Here is a 14,740-nt window from a genome sequence, read left to right on the forward strand (position 1 = left end):
TACGGACTTGAACGAGCCACGCCCGTGGCTCAAGTTTGCCCCGAGAATATGCGCTCCTCCTAGGAGCATAATAAAAACACTCGGATAGTTAAGGGTTGTCTGTATGAAAATGCGCAAAAAGCTCATTATTAGCTTTGTTCTCACTGTGATCATTCCTATTTTAGCGATTTCTGTGGTCAGCATTTCTCAGACCAAAAGTGACTCTCTCGATAAATTCCTTGATGCTTCTGGCAATGAGATAAGACAAGCCGAACAGTCTTTTGTACTGTTTTTTGAGCAGATGAAGAAAAATGCTCGCTTCCTCGCCGAGTCCAAGGCCGTGCAACAAGTGGGTCAAGACACCACCACTTATTTTGGTGCAGAGAAACCAATGACTCCGCTACAGAATGGTCAAACAGAAGCCAATATTTTTGAGCTTTACCGCGCATTTGGACAAACCCACGAAGAATTATTGTTTGTATATCTTGGCACTGGTTCTGGTGGTTTTATTCAGTATCCTGCGGAGCCCCTTGGCGATTACGATCCAAGAAAACGCCCTTGGTATCAAAATGCCTCTAAAGATCCCAGCAAAGTTATCCTTACTGAGCCTTATCAAGGAGTAACAGGACAAGCCATGGTTTCTGTTGCCACAGGTATAAAACGTGACGGCAAAGTAATTGGCGTACAATCATTAGACGTAACGCTTGCTACACTGACCGATATTGTTAGCAATATTCGTCTTGGGGAGTCTGGGTATTTAATCCTTCTTGATGCCGAAGGCACTGTACTTGCCGATCCTAAAAATAAAAATCATAACTTTAAACACATTAAAGATCTCACCAGCCCACTTTACAAGGCCATTCGCAGCGCCACAAACGAACCCTACCTTACCATTGAAACTGATAACAAAACCTATGATGCTAAGATTTATCGCTCTGACACACTCGGTTGGCAATTTATCGCGGTGATCGATGAAGATGAAATCTTAGCTTCAGCTTACGATATGACGATTAGTATCACTATTATCGCAGTCATCATGGTGATTTTATTTATTATTATTGCAATCACACTTGCCAATAAAATAGTTGAACCTATTGAAATGGTGTCTGATGGTTTAAAAGAAATAGCACAGGGTGAAGGCAACCTTTCCAAACGTTTAAAAGTCATCACCAATGATGAAATTGGAGAGCTGGCCGCGTGGTTCAATAAATTCTTAGACTCAATTAACTCGCTCGTAAAAGATATTCAAAGCAATGCCTCAACATTGAATGATGCTGCATTAGGGTCACAAAAGAGTATCAATGATATCCGTAATCAATGCCATGCGCAGGCTGAAGACTCCGCCAGTGCTACCACAACCACTGAAACCGTAGAACAACTTGCCACTGAAATAAGTGAAAGCTGCGGTCATACTTTGGAGGATGTTGTCACTGCGGACGGACACGCACAGCGTGGTAACAGCACAATAGAAAGTACAGTATCGCAGGTTGCGAAGCTTAATCATTCGTTGGCTGAGTCCGCCAACGCCATGAACCAGCTCGAAAGTGAAAGCCAAGATATCACTAATATTTTAGGCGTGATCCGCTCTATCGCAGAGCAAACTAACCTTTTAGCGTTAAATGCAGCGATTGAGGCTGCCCGTGCAGGTGAACAAGGTCGGGGCTTTGCGGTGGTTGCTGATGAAGTAAGAACCCTTGCGCAGCGCTCACATGACGCCACGCAGGAAATAGAGCAAGTGTTAACCAATCTTATCGCCCAAACGAGGACGGTATCAGCCCAAATGACGTCAAGCGTAAGCGAGTCAGAGACGACTATCAAACAATCACAAAGCGCGCAGCAAGCATTTACTGATATCGCGCAGGCAGTATCAAGAATTAAAACTTCGGTTTCAAATATAGCATCACAAGCTTCATTACAAGGAGAAAATGCAGGCCACACTAGACGTTTGATTGACTCGGTGGATGTTTCTGTACGACAAGTCGGAGAAGAAACAGCCGCATTAAATGCAGGTGCTGACCAATTAGTTAGCTTAGCCAAAGACTTAGAGCGTTTGGTTGGCCGCTTTGATATTGACTGAATAGAAAACTAATATCTTGTTTTTCGCAATTGTTACAAAATATCGTCTCAATTAGTTGTCCTCATAATAAGAACTAGTTAGACTCGATAAATTGATTTATTACAGAAGAATAAAAATGAAGAAATTTAAATTTACATTAGTAGCAGCATCTTTGGTTGCTGTACTCGGTTGTCAAGAAGCGCCGTCACAACACACAAAGTCTGAAGTCACAGCTGATCAAGCCTCAGCTGTAACTGCACCTGTAGCTGAAAAGATCCCACACAAGACCACCATTCACGGTCAAGAACTTGTTGATAATTATCACTGGCTACGTGACGATACCAGAAGTGACGAAAAGGTGTTGTCACACTTAAACAAAGAAAATGCTTATACCGACAGTAAGCTTGTAAACACAGAGCAACTCCAACAAACCTTATTTGACGAAATTAAAAACAAAGTGGTCAAAGATGACCGCAGCGTGCCAGTATTAAACGGCAGTTATTATTATTTTAGTGCCACTGAGGGTGACAAAGAATACTTCACTTATTACCGCAGCGAACACCAAGATGGTAAAAATGCGGAAGCTATCTTTGATGCGAATATCCGCGCTGAAGGTCAAAACTATTATGGTGTCGGTGGTCTTTCCATTTCAACCAACGAAAACCTGTTAGCTTTTGCTGAAGATACATTAAGCCGTCGAATTTATACTATCCGAATCAAAGATTTAACGACAGGTAAGTTATTGGACGATACGATTGAAGGCGCTTCGGGTCCTATCGTTTGGGCAAATGACAACAAAACTATCTATTACATCAAAAAAGATCCGGTTACTTTGCTTGGTTATCAAGTGTTCCGCCATACTCTAGGCACAGCACAAAGCACAGATGAATTAATTTACGAAGAAAAAGATAACAGCTATTACACGTATATCTCGAAGAGTAAAGACAAGAGCAAAATATACATTCACCATTCAAGTACCGAGGCGTCAGGTGTATCTTTACTCGACGCTGATAATGTAAAAGCAACTCCTGAGCGCTTTATTCCAAGAGAAAGTGGTCACGAATATAGCATTGCTAAACTTGGCGACTGGTATTACATCCACACCAATAAAGATGCCGTAAACTTTAAGCTGATGCGCGTTAAAGCCAGTGATGCAAGTGACGTTTCAAAATGGCAAACCGTTGTACCGCACAATGCCGATGCAAAACTAGATAGCTTTGAGCTATTTAATCAGCACCTAGTTTACGAAACGCGTGAAAATGGCCTTAGCCAAATCACTGTATTAAATTTAGATAATAACGAAAGCAAGCGTTTAACCTTTAACGACCCGGCTTACGCAGTGTATTTAACTAGTAACGAAAACCTAGATGCAAATGCGGTAAGAATTGGTTATCAGAGTATGACGACCCCGGCTTCTGTGTATGATGTCAACCTTGCTAGTTTGGACAAAACATTATTAAAGCAAGACAAAGTATTGGGCGACTTTGCACCTGAAAACTACCAATCTGAACGTATTTTTATCACCGCACGTGACGGCATAAAAGTACCGGTTTCAATTGTTTATCGTAAAGATAAGTTTAAGCAAGATGGTTCAAACCCGTTACTACAATATGGTTATGGTTCATACGGTTCTAATGTTGAGCCAACCTTTTCAATAAGCCGATTAAGCCTTTTAGATCGTGGTTTTGTCTATGCTATTGCACACATTCGTGGTTCAGAAACGCTTGGCCGTCCTTGGTATGATAATGGCAAAAAGTTAAACAAAAAGAACACCTTTAACGACTTTGTTGATGTCACAAAAGCACTCGTTGAGCAAAAGTATGGGGATGCTTCACGTATTTATGCTAGAGGTGGCAGCGCAGGTGGCTTATTAATGGGTGCAGTCATTAACCAAGCGCCAGAGTTGTACGATGGTGTGCATGCGGCAGTTCCATTTGTAGACGTGATCAATACCATGCTTGACGAAACGCTACCGCTAACTACAAATGAGTACGACGAATGGGGCAACCCAAATGAGAAGACGTATTTTGATTACATGCTGTCTTACTCACCTTACGACCAAGTTAAAGCCCAAGCATATCCAAACCTGCTTGTAACCACGGGTTTGCATGATTCTCAGGTGCAGTACTTCGAGCCTGCGAAATGGGTCGCTAAGCTACGCGAATATAAAAAAGATGATAATCTACTGCTGCTAAAAACTGATATGGAAGCCGGCCACGGTGGTGCGTCTGGTCGCTTTAAGCGTATTCACGATGTCGCATTAAGCTATAGTTTCTTTATCGCACTTGCTGAGAATAAACTGTAGTCAACGTTCACATTATACAAAGGAGGCTTCAGCCTCCTTTGATTGCTCTTGCCCAACTATTCAACTGACTTTCTTTAGTACACATCTTCCCTAAAAAGATCTAAATATACTTTAGCAGTGTCAATACCTAAGTGCTTCAATCTAAGCATTGATGAAGCATATTAAATACATAAATATTGGGAATTTTTAGCCCAAGTTCTCCATAACACAAGTTTAGTACCCTCTCCTAACAAACTAGCTATTTGTTGGCTATATTTAAAAAATGACTACTCCGTACATAAGTGAAAAATGAATTTATTTCGCTTTGTTTTTATTTGCTGCTGTATCTCTCTGCCGCTTTTATCTAACGCTGCTCCCCATAAACCTGAATACTCAGTACCTATTAAAGTAACCATTTTGGTCGACGATGCTTACCCGCCTTATAGTTATCAAATTAACGGCGAGCTTTATGGCATCTATGTCGATATAGTGAAGCAAGCTGCGCGTTTGCTGAGTCATGAATATCAAGTTAACTTGCAAGCGGTACCTTGGAAGCGAGGTGTTTCCTCTATGGCATCCGGTGATGCAATGGCTTTAATGCCACCTTATATTCATATCAAAAAACGCCCCTATATCTGGCCGTATTCAATTCCTCTTCAAGAAGAGGTGGTGGTTGCCTTTTGCAATCAGGGGATCACGTTAAAAAACTTGCCTCATGTAAAACCAGAAAGAGTGCTTAATATTGGTATTAATGCCGGTTATATCATCTTAGATGAAAGCCTAATGGAAGCGCAAAAACAAGGACTTATCCAACTTTGGGAAAACAAAAGCACACGTTCAAATATCGAAAAGCTCGCACGTGGGCGCGTTGATTGTTACGTCAATGATCGCCTTTCCACGTTACTTGGTATTAATAAAATGTCACAGATAACACCAAGTTTAAACACCAGTAATATTGTTGAAGATAAAATAGTAATGCGTCGCACTGCCCACATTGGGTACTTAAAAGGGTTTGAAGAAAAATATCCATTTAAGCAAGATTTTATCCTAAAGATGGATGCTGCATTGAGGCAGGTAATAGACAACGCAGCAGCGGCAGAAGAGTGAACCTGCACGCATGATAAAACACCTTAAGCCACTGCTTTATAGAAATAAACAGAAAATAGAACAAAAAGGATGGATCATGATTAAATTAGCAAGAAATTCGTTCGCTGCCATTGCGTTTGGATTGATAAATACTTCAAACGCACAAGCTGATGCCGTTGAGTTTAAGTTGCAAGAGGTAACAAAGGGCCTTCACGTGCTATTTGGGCAAGGCGGTAATATTGCCATAAGTTCAGGCTCAGATGGCGTTTACATTGTCGATGATCAGTTCGCTAAACTCAGCGAACAAATTAAAGCAAAAATCAAAACTATCCAACCCAATGCACCTGAGTTTGTGATTAATACCCATCATCATGGCGACCATACAGGAGGCAACGAAAATTTTGCACAAGCAGGCAGCCATGTTATCGCGCATCACAATGTATATAAGCGGTTGGAGCAAAAACACGGTGATGGATCTGACTACTTGCCAACTTTGACGTTTGGCAGTGATATGAAGCTCCACTTTAACCAAGAGCATGCTCACTTGTGGCATTATCATCACGCCCATACCGATGGCGATGCAGTGATCTTTTTTGACCGAGCAAATGCCGTACATATGGGCGATATCTATTTTAATTTAGGCAGCTTACCTTTTGTCGACGTCGACAGCGGCGGCTCCTTAGATGGAGTCATTGCAGCGGTACAAGATGTGATAAAGAAAATAGACGACAAGACCACCGTCATACCAGGCCATGGCCCTGTAACAGATAAACAAAATTTACAAGATTATCTAGCACTATTACAAAAAGCGAAAACGATTATGCTAGATGCAATGAAAAATAATACAAGCTTGGAAGAAGTTGTAGCCGCGCGCCCACTACAAGTACTTAATCTTAACTATGCTAATTGGCTACCAGAAGAGCGCGTTACCACTTTATTCTATCGAAGTTTAAAATAAGCAAGCTGAAGAATACAGAATACGATGGACAGTTTGGTAAGATAAAGCGAAGAAAACACATGTTTCAAATTTGTCCATCCCAATCAAAGTTACACTAATAAATCCGCTCAAAATTTATTTTCGCTCACTTTTTAAACAAAAAGTTGCAAACTTCATTGGACAGCGCCTTAAGAACGCTATACTATATGCAGGCTTTAGATACTTAGAGCACTTACTACTGCTGCACTGTTTTTTCTTGATACTCTTTTTTTTAAAAAGTCGTTTATAGATATACCAATGCGTTACTAGCTAAGTTTTATCTATCGCTTTATCGGTGATTTTCACCACATATTTAATTTTTTGAAAAAGGTTTCAATTATGTCTAACACAGTAAACGGCACAGTTAAGTGGTTCAACGAAGAGAAAGGTTTTGGTTTCATCACTCAAGAAAACGGCGGTAAAGACGTATTCGTACATTTCCGTGCTATCGTTTCTGACGGTTTCAAAACTTTAACTGAAGGCCAATCAGTGTCTTTCACAGTTGAAGAAGGCCAGAAAGGTCCTCAAGCAAGCAACGTAGTAGTTAACTAATACGTATTGCTCAGAGCTAGTGCCTGCACTAGCTCTACGAACTTCCCCACTCCTCACTTAGCCTTTCGGCAACATATCTGACAGTAACAACGCAATCCCCAAAAATGACATAAAACCCGCTATATCTGTAATTGTCGTAAGTACAATTGATGAAGATTGCGCAGGGTCGAGTCCAAATTTTTTCAATGCAATTGGTACAATGGCACCTGAGCTTCCCGCAATGACAAGAGACGATATCATCGCCAGCGCAATAACAAGTGCAAGGCCGAGTGATTGACTCCACAAATATACGCCAATGCCACAAGTAACCGCTATTGCTATGCCATTTAACAGCCCAACCATCATTTCTTTTAGCATCACCTGATACCAGTGTCGCGTTGAAATTTCTCGTAGTGTTAAGCCTCGCATCGTTACAGCCAAAGCTTGAGCCCCTGCGTTACCCGACTGCCCAGCTGCTACTGGCAGCAAAATAGCTAAAGCGGTAACTTGAGCAATCAATCCCTCAAATGCCCCCACGACGGCAGCGGCTGCAAATGCGGTTAACAAGTTAATTTGTAACCACGGAAGCCGTTTCTTTACTGCAAACCAACTACTTGATAGGGCTTTTTCGTCTTTACTCGCACCTACCATGGTCTGCATATCACTCGCTAAATCTTCTTTAGTTGACTGATAGGCATCAAAGAATCGGATCTGCCCAACTAGCTGTTGCTGCGCATCAAGTACCGGAATTGCTCGCACTTTGTGCCCTTCAAACGCTTCCACGACCTGATCTTTATGATCCATTACATTTAGCGTGACTCGGATCGGTGTCGCAACCTGCATTAGAGTTTTACTTGAGGAGCTTCCCACTAAAACATTGAGTGTAGTCTCGCCTACTAAATCCTGCTGTTCGTTTAATACGTAGATAACGTCTGGCACTTTTCCGTCTAATCGTTTCAGTTGCGCGAGCACTTCACGTAGTGTCGTATCTGAGTAAAACGCTTGCACTTTTTTGTTCATCATTCTCGCAGCGGTATTTTCAGGAAAAACCAGCAACTCACTGAGTTCATCCGCTATGGTTGAATGCTGCTCCTTCAATTTAGCAAGTAGCACCTGCAGCGCTTCCTGCGACTGTTTATTCAGTAGCCCAACCGCAATATGACTATCTAGGCTCGCAATAAACTGCGCTTGATAATCCACCGGAAATTGCATAAAAATATGTTCAGCGGCTCCCGGCGGCAAATATTTCCATAAACGATAAATGATATGTTGTGCCTGCTGCTGTAATAATTCAGCAGCTTCGTCAGGAGGTAAAGTGCCAAGAAGCTGCGCACTTTTGAGCGGAAACTTACTTAAAAACTCATCACTGAGCTGCTCTACCGCTGAATCTAATGTATCTTTTGCTGCGCTCATCGCTTATTTCCCCTTGACCTTAACTGGCACCAATGTATCTAACATGCTGGCAAACGAACTGGTGTAGGCATCTAATAAATCTAAAGATTCGCTTGGCTTATCTTGTGTTTCATCCATTCTGCCAAGTGCACTTCTTACTCTGTGATGTGGCAACACGCCAATAAAATCACCACTTCGATTGGCAACTGCAACCTGATCTTGTTGCGCCCAAACGGGCGATTTCAATGCACTATGCAACTCGGTATAACCACTTAGAGAAACAACGTGAGTATCCATCAAATCTGCAATTTTCTGTTGTGGCGCTTTTCGAAGTAAATGTGTTAGTGACAACTGACCCACCACATGGCGATGCTGATTTACCACATAAACGAGCGCAAACCCGATATAGTCACGTTTTTTTAAGCGCAGTAGTGACTCCTCAACTGTCATAGTTTCTTCAAGAATTAATACATCCGTTTCAACCCATGCGCCCACGGTATAATCTGGGTAGCTAATTAACATCTTGCAGAGTGTTTGTCGTCTTACTGAAATGAGATTAAGAAAACGTGCAAGTTCTTCCTCCTGTAAATGCCTTAAGATAGCAGCAATATCAGCCAACTTCATTTTGCCAAGCCATCTCGCAATATCCACATCCGTTTGCGTTATCAGAATTTCCGCTGCACTGCGGGGCTGCATGACTTTAAGCACGTTTAAAGCAACTTCATTTGGTAACGTTTTTAGTAACTCGGCAGCCACATCTGGTGTTTGCAAAGAAAGTAAGCGCGCGGCGCCTGCTGGCTCCTCTTGTAAAAAGTGTTGCGCAATTTTGAGGTTTAATGCTGACATAGAGCCTCCCTACTGCTTACTTGAATGGCTGTGTGTCGCGGTAATATGTGCCGATTCTTTTAAAAATTGCCTTGCCGGTACTAGGGTTCTCCCTTTTTGGGTTTCAATCACTAACATCGTTGCTGTGATTTCGGTGAGCGTGCCTGAAACGCCTGCAATTTCGATTTGATCGTTAATTCGACAGTGACGCAGCGCTTGTTTTGCCGCGACGGTATTTGCGATTAACTCTCGACTCCCAAGGCCAAAGGCCAATGCAACTCCTGCACACAATACGCCTGTCAGCACCACCACCATATTGGTCACAAATTGAATATTGATCCCTAATTGCTCAATACCGATTACCGTTGCGGTAAATAGGATAGCGAGTTTGGCTATGTTACCCGCAACTTCGACTCGCGCAAACCCAACTGACTGCGCTCCGGCTCTTGCCATGGCACTGGCCAAATTACCAAGCAGATAACCACCAACGATAATAAATATACCAGCGAGTAGATTTGGTAAGTAACTAAGTAGCGAGGAGATCCAATCACTGAAGAAGTTTAAGCCAAGGCTGGACGTGGCTGCTGCGATAAAAAACATCATCGTGACCCAAAACACGGTTTTCCCTATTAATCGCGCGTGTTTTAGATTTAGCTGAAGCGTTTGTTCGGTTTGCACTCGTTGGCTCAAGCCCGCCAATGCGCGATTGCAAAGCTTAAATAACGAAATAGTCAGCTTGCTCAATAGCCACGCCACTATCCAACCGACGAGCAGCATGAGTGCCGCGCCCAATAGTTGCGGTGTATGAGTAACAAGTTGATTGATTAATTGCTCGTAACTGGCAGATAAGGCCTGTTGCCAATTATCAAAGGTATCCCCGGTGGCCATGTACACTCCTGAATTCGCTGAAACAACTTACTTTTAAATCAATACATTCATTGTTATCACAGTGTTAGCCGTTGTCCAGAGAATTCCCCAAAGTCCCAAATATTTAAACTACTAACAATACATTTGGGAACATTTTCATGTAAGTGGAAGCAATGAAGACGCAAAAACAAGTACCGTCTTTGCGCCCTAGTTGTTTCTTTATATTGGGTGATATAGCTACCTAAAGCGGATGGTTTCTCGCTCACCCATTTCTTCCGGTTCCACATTTTTGCCCACGGCTAGTTTTAATAAGCCGCTCAAGTCCGGGCTAACATGCCAAATTTCAGCATCATCCAGTTCAAAACGGAGCATGATAAGCTCGGGGTCATCTTTACCCTTTTCAAACCAGCTCTCGGCCTGTCTTGACCAATGAGCATCAAGTACGTCTTGTCGTGTTTCTTCAATTAAGTGTCCGCGAATACAAGCAAATACATTGTGCCCTTTACTGGAAAATTGTGCTGTTGCTTTGCCACACTTAGCAATACGATTTGTTTTACTGGTAAAAAACCAAAACTCGCCGTTGGCGTCTTTATCCAACTGTGCTCGCATTGGCTCATGGTGATTATTGTCATCACTCAAACCAATCATCACATTGGGGCTGCTATCTAGCGCTTCCCAAAAAGTTTTCTTTATGTCTGACATTATCTTCTCCTTATTTATACCAATTAGCGTCTGCTTGAAACGGCACAAACCCACTCTTTCGATTAATTGATAGTATCTTGTTGCAAAGCCTCAATAATTGCTTCATTAAAAGCATCAAGATCATTTGGATTGCGACTTGTGATCAAGTTGTCGTCTACCGCAACTTTAAGGTCAATCCAGTCTGCGCCTGCATTTTTAAGATCGGTTTTGATACTTGGGAAAGAGGTAAGCGTTTTTCCCTCCACCAACTGGGCTTCGATTAACAGCCAAGGGCCGTGGCATATCGCCGCAATTGGACGCTTATTTCCAAACTGTGAAAAGGCCTGAATAAATTTAACCGCCGATTTTTCCTGCCTTAGTCTGTCAGGGTTGAATAACCCGCCTGGTAAAACGAGCCCCGCATATTTACTGGGTTTGGCTTCACCCAAGGTTAAATCAACGGCGACTTTCTCACCCCAATGGTCTTCATCCCAAGCGGTAATATCTCCCTTTTTTAATGAAATGATATCAACATTAAATCCTGCGCTTTCAAGCGCCTGCTTGGGTTTAATCAGCTCACTTTGTTCGAATCCATCAGTGGCTAAGATCGCGACTGAAATATTGTCTGACTCCGTCATCATTCTCTCCTTCAATACGTTACTGATATTGAGATAGAAGCACATGCAGAATTGATACCACCATATAACCTTATGATATATATAAACATTAAAGATTAATGTATTGATTGGATGTAATCTTTACAGAACTGAGGAATGTAAATCTGGACTAGGTTAGCCCTAGTCCATCTTTATTATAATGAAGAGATAGAGACTGAGTTTGTGCCAAACTCAAACACGTTCAATTTTCCGCATTGAGCAAAGTGATTATTGCTCGTGTATGGCGTGTCTTGTTGGTTAATATCCCCTTCCCAGCCTTGACCATTTTTAACGAATGCTTTTACTTCAAACCAACCGTTGAATGTTTTGCTACAGTCCATTTCTACTTCCAGCAACCAGTAATGTGCTCCCCATTGATTGAGTGACATGACGCCAAAACCATCGCTATCGTAACGCTTTTCCGCGCCCCAGCTAGCAGGCCAAATATTGGTTGTCCAATCCAGCGGACTCCCTTCAGCGTCACTAGACTGCCCAGTTTCAGCCGCTAGCCAATCCAGTCTGTTATCAGCTACTTTCCAAGCCGAAGTTGTCATGTTTCGCATGTTCAAATGCTTGATAGGTAAAGAGCAAAGAATAGGATTGGCGCTACAATCAATCCCGCGCTGCAATGCTGCGGCATGATCAAGGCCACCTCGAACGAACATATCCTGGCCAGATTGAGTTTCTGCTTTAATAAAGACTAATGTGCGTTGCCAATCACCAATCTCTGGTGGTGTTGCCAGTTTACTTTGATGATGAATGGCTAAGGCATCCATAGCAGCTAAATTAATTTGTGCGTAACCATTGGTATCAACTTCGACGCTTCTACCCGCGCAGTTTTCTTGGCCGATACCTCCACTTAGCACATCACAATAGGTTCCGGCAGAAAGCCCCGTTTGCAGGCTTTGGACCATACTAGAAGATTCGCGGTTAATGGCGACAAAGCCTAAATCACCTCGAGAAAATGCAATTTGGTTATTACCATTGTCCCACCAATTTGCCACCGTCCAATTGCCATTAGTATGATTTCTAAACTGCATTGCACCTGCAATCATTGGGCGACGATGCTCACACTGCCATAATTGACTGGTGCAATTTAGGTTACCATTTTGATGAACAGGCACCGAAGGGCCACCAGCATCAGTGTCGCCATTAAATTCGTAGCTCGACATCACTTTAGGATAACCATAAGGATATGCCAGCATAAATACATTCGCTAAATCATACAGTTTACCATCATGAAAGGTAACGATGGATCCTGCTCCACCATGGCCGCGTTGGTTGTCATGGTTGTCTGTAAATACCACGGCTTTATAACTTGGCATCATACCCCAAGCTTCGCCAAAGCTTTTTAACCAAGCCAACTTGCCTTGCTTAAATGTCTCGCTCAGTTTAATGCTGTATTTAAACTCAGTGACTAAACCATTTTGATGATATTCAGAAGCAGAAACCGCCTCGCCTCCTTGATCAATCACCTCTTGGAAAACGACCGCTGGTTGATTTAACTTGGCTAACACATCGCCAATATCACTTGCAGGCATGTGCTTGCTTGCATCTAACCTAAACCCTGCCACGCCCAGAGACTGTAAATCGTTCAAAAAGCCCGCTAGGGTATTTTGTACGTAGCTCGCATCGGTGTCTAAATCATGAAGCCCTACGAGTTCGCAGTGCTGTACTCGCCATGCATTATTACCGTAGTCTTCAGGGTTTATTGCACAGGTTTCATGAAAATCTTGTGGACTATAGATAGGATATTGTTTGTTGCCAAAAGTGTTACCCGCAACTCCGGTCCCGCTGCCATGAGCCATGTGGTTTATAACGGCATCAACATAGATATCTACTCCGGCAGATTTACACCTCGCGACCATATCGGCAAATTCGGCTCGACTGCCACTACGACTCGCAATCTCATAACTGACTGGCTGATAACGAGTCCACCATTGATCCCCTGTAATATGCTCATTGGGTGGTGATACTTGCACTGCCGCGTATCCATTTGGCCCCAAAAATGTTTCACATTCCGTAGCAACATCTGGCCAAGACCATTCGAATAAATGAACGAATGTTGTTGGGTCGCCTTCAGCGGCATGTGCTGGTGTAACGCAACTGGATGTTAACAACACTCCCGCTGCAATTTGGTTTAGTTTTATATTTTTCATTATTGCGCCTCTTATTCACACAAGATTAACAATATAGAATTCCTAGCTAAACAATCTATTGAATACGTATGCATAAGATCATCGATGTTCGACTGCTGAACGATAATTTGAGGCTTTAAAAAGCGAGTTTAATAAGGTGACACGCTTGCTTACACTTTAAGCAGCGTAAGCGCTTGAACTCATTTTGGAGAAAATGTAGTTTCAATTGGCCTTTGAAGTAGACAGCTTCAAGCACTGATATAAATAATAACAATATGGATAAACGATGCTAAATCGAATCAAATCAGGGCTCATGATTGTTGGGCTCTTCTGTGCTCACGTCAGTGCACAATCTCAATCACTTGAGTTAGAAGCCGTTTCGGTCTCAAAGAATGTCTATAGCGTAATATCTCCTTTTTATGGCAGACCAACAGTTGAAAATAAAGGGTGGAATTCAAACAGTCATTTTATTATTACGACTCAAGGTGTGTTAGTGTTCGATTCTGGTTCATCCGAGCACATTGGTAACGCTATTATCGCAGCAATTAAACGTGTAACTGAACAGCCAATTCGCTGGGTAGTCAACTCTCATAGCCATGCCGATCATTGGCTTGGTAATGCCGCTTTTGCAAAGCTCGGTGCAGAGCTTATCTCCACCTCTTTGTCCGCTGAGACGATGAAAAGCGATGGACCGGTTGATGTTAAGGCATTTTTTAATATGACTAAAGGCGCAACTGGTGAGAGCACACTCGTCATCCCTACCTCAATCATTTTACATCAACAAACCCGTACTTTTGGTGATACTGAAGTTGAATTTGTATTCGCCAACGATGGCCATTCGCCAGGTGATGTTATGCTTTGGCTACCCAAACAACGCATTCTAATTGGTGGTGACGTAGTAAACTCCAACTTTATGCCCATCATGACACCTAGAGGTAACATTACCCAGCTCATTTCGGTACTCAAAGAAGTGGAGCAATTAAGCCCTCTCCTCGTACTAACCGGACACGGGGAAAATACCTCGGTGAAATCAGTTTCTAGAGATATTCAATTTTTAACTTATGCCTGGAATGCAGTACATGAAGCGCTAGCAAAAGGTACAACGCCAGCAAAGATACAAGAATCATTACAAGTTACATTGCGTAAAAAGTTCGGCAAAGCGTATCAAGATTTTGATACCAGTATTTCGTACCTATTGGAAATGATGATAGATAAACAGCAGCTTCAGTTTGCCCCAATTACATAAATAATATAACAAAAGCGAGTATG

12 protein-coding genes are annotated in these 14,740 nt (G+C 42.4%); 6 read left to right on the forward strand and 6 right to left on the reverse strand.

The window, feature by feature from the left end:
* Positions 1-103: 103 nt before the first annotated feature.
* From A587_RS0110625 to cspE, 5 genes are all read left to right on the forward strand, one after another.
* Positions 104-2,056, forward strand: coding sequence for a methyl-accepting chemotaxis protein (locus tag A587_RS0110625; RefSeq protein ID WP_017217573.1), 1,953 nt, complete (start codon positions 104-106; stop codon positions 2,054-2,056).
* 115 nt (positions 2,057-2,171) lie between these two features.
* Positions 2,172-4,340 carry a S9 family peptidase gene (locus A587_RS0110630; RefSeq protein WP_017217574.1) on the forward strand — a complete coding sequence of 723 codons (2,169 nt, stop codon included), beginning with the start codon at positions 2,172-2,174 and terminating at the stop codon, positions 4,338-4,340.
* 288 nt (positions 4,341-4,628) lie between these two features.
* Complete coding sequence (locus A587_RS0110635) at positions 4,629-5,426, forward strand: substrate-binding periplasmic protein (RefSeq protein ID WP_017217575.1); 798 nt, start codon at positions 4,629-4,631, stop codon at positions 5,424-5,426.
* A gap of 76 nt (positions 5,427-5,502) precedes the next feature.
* Positions 5,503-6,363: an MBL fold metallo-hydrolase gene (locus A587_RS0110640; protein ID WP_017217576.1), complete on the forward strand. Its 861-nt coding sequence runs from the start codon at positions 5,503-5,505 to the stop codon at positions 6,361-6,363.
* Positions 6,364-6,720: 357 nt separating this feature from the next.
* Complete coding sequence (gene cspE / locus A587_RS0110645; RefSeq protein ID WP_010369631.1) at positions 6,721-6,933, forward strand: transcription antiterminator/RNA stability regulator CspE; 213 nt, start codon at positions 6,721-6,723, stop codon at positions 6,931-6,933.
* A 57-nt stretch (positions 6,934-6,990) separates the two neighbouring features.
* Here cspE and A587_RS0110650 read toward each other — a convergent pair whose 3' ends face one another.
* The 6 genes from A587_RS0110650 to A587_RS0110675 all read right to left on the reverse strand — a co-directional run bounded on the left by A587_RS0110650 (position 6,991) and on the right by A587_RS0110675 (position 13,492).
* Positions 6,991-8,325 (reverse strand): magnesium transporter, encoded by a 1,335-nt coding sequence (locus A587_RS0110650; RefSeq protein ID WP_017217577.1) that lies wholly within the window; start codon positions 8,323-8,325, stop codon positions 6,991-6,993.
* A gap of 3 nt (positions 8,326-8,328) precedes the next feature.
* Complete coding sequence (locus A587_RS0110655; RefSeq protein WP_010369637.1) at positions 8,329-9,150, reverse strand: magnesium transporter MgtE N-terminal domain-containing protein; 822 nt, start codon at positions 9,148-9,150, stop codon at positions 8,329-8,331.
* A 9-nt stretch (positions 9,151-9,159) separates the two neighbouring features.
* Positions 9,160-10,017, reverse strand: coding sequence for a mechanosensitive ion channel family protein (locus A587_RS0110660; protein WP_010369641.1), 858 nt, complete (start codon positions 10,015-10,017; stop codon positions 9,160-9,162).
* Positions 10,018-10,233: 216 nt separating this feature from the next.
* Positions 10,234-10,698, reverse strand: coding sequence for a pyridoxamine 5'-phosphate oxidase family protein (locus A587_RS0110665; RefSeq protein ID WP_010369644.1), 465 nt, complete (start codon positions 10,696-10,698; stop codon positions 10,234-10,236).
* Positions 10,699-10,760: 62 nt separating this feature from the next.
* Positions 10,761-11,315, reverse strand: coding sequence for a type 1 glutamine amidotransferase domain-containing protein (locus tag A587_RS0110670; protein WP_010369647.1), 555 nt, complete (start codon positions 11,313-11,315; stop codon positions 10,761-10,763).
* A 173-nt stretch (positions 11,316-11,488) separates the two neighbouring features.
* Positions 11,489-13,492 carry an alpha-amylase gene (locus A587_RS0110675; RefSeq protein ID WP_017217578.1) on the reverse strand — a complete coding sequence of 668 codons (2,004 nt, stop codon included), beginning with the start codon at positions 13,490-13,492 and terminating at the stop codon, positions 11,489-11,491.
* A gap of 265 nt (positions 13,493-13,757) precedes the next feature.
* On the opposite strand from A587_RS0110675, the gene A587_RS0110680 reads away from it, so the two are divergent.
* Positions 13,758-14,717, forward strand: a complete 960-nt coding sequence (locus A587_RS0110680) for an MBL fold metallo-hydrolase (protein WP_017217579.1) — start codon at positions 13,758-13,760, stop codon at positions 14,715-14,717.
* Positions 14,718-14,740 lie beyond the last annotated feature (23 nt).

The organism is Pseudoalteromonas sp. NJ631 (assembly GCF_000276645.1).
GTDB classification, from domain to species: Bacteria; Pseudomonadota; Gammaproteobacteria; order Enterobacterales; family Alteromonadaceae; genus Pseudoalteromonas; species Pseudoalteromonas piscicida.

What these genes read in the sequence shown, in the direction of transcription:
- A587_RS0110625 (WP_017217573.1), top strand. Translation starts at nt 104, where the DNA reads ATGAAAATGCGCAAAAAGCTCATTATTAGCTTTGTTCTCACTGTGATC.
- A587_RS0110630 (WP_017217574.1), top strand. Translation starts at nt 2,172, where the DNA reads ATGAAGAAATTTAAATTTACATTAGTAGCAGCATCTTTGGTTGCTGTA.
- A587_RS0110635 (WP_017217575.1), top strand. Translation starts at nt 4,629, where the DNA reads ATGAATTTATTTCGCTTTGTTTTTATTTGCTGCTGTATCTCTCTGCCG.
- A587_RS0110640 (WP_017217576.1), top strand. Translation starts at nt 5,503, where the DNA reads ATGATTAAATTAGCAAGAAATTCGTTCGCTGCCATTGCGTTTGGATTG.
- cspE (WP_010369631.1), top strand. Translation starts at nt 6,721, where the DNA reads ATGTCTAACACAGTAAACGGCACAGTTAAGTGGTTCAACGAAGAGAAA.
- A587_RS0110650 (WP_017217577.1), bottom strand. Translation starts at nt 8,325, where the DNA reads ATGAGCGCAGCAAAAGATACATTAGATTCAGCGGTAGAGCAGCTCAGT.
- A587_RS0110655 (WP_010369637.1), bottom strand. Translation starts at nt 9,150, where the DNA reads ATGTCAGCATTAAACCTCAAAATTGCGCAACACTTTTTACAAGAGGAG.
- A587_RS0110660 (WP_010369641.1), bottom strand. Translation starts at nt 10,017, where the DNA reads ATGGCCACCGGGGATACCTTTGATAATTGGCAACAGGCCTTATCTGCC.
- A587_RS0110665 (WP_010369644.1), bottom strand. Translation starts at nt 10,698, where the DNA reads ATGTCAGACATAAAGAAAACTTTTTGGGAAGCGCTAGATAGCAGCCCC.
- A587_RS0110670 (WP_010369647.1), bottom strand. Translation starts at nt 11,315, where the DNA reads ATGACGGAGTCAGACAATATTTCAGTCGCGATCTTAGCCACTGATGGA.
- A587_RS0110675 (WP_017217578.1), bottom strand. Translation starts at nt 13,492, where the DNA reads ATGAAAAATATAAAACTAAACCAAATTGCAGCGGGAGTGTTGTTAACA.
- A587_RS0110680 (WP_017217579.1), top strand. Translation starts at nt 13,758, where the DNA reads ATGCTAAATCGAATCAAATCAGGGCTCATGATTGTTGGGCTCTTCTGT.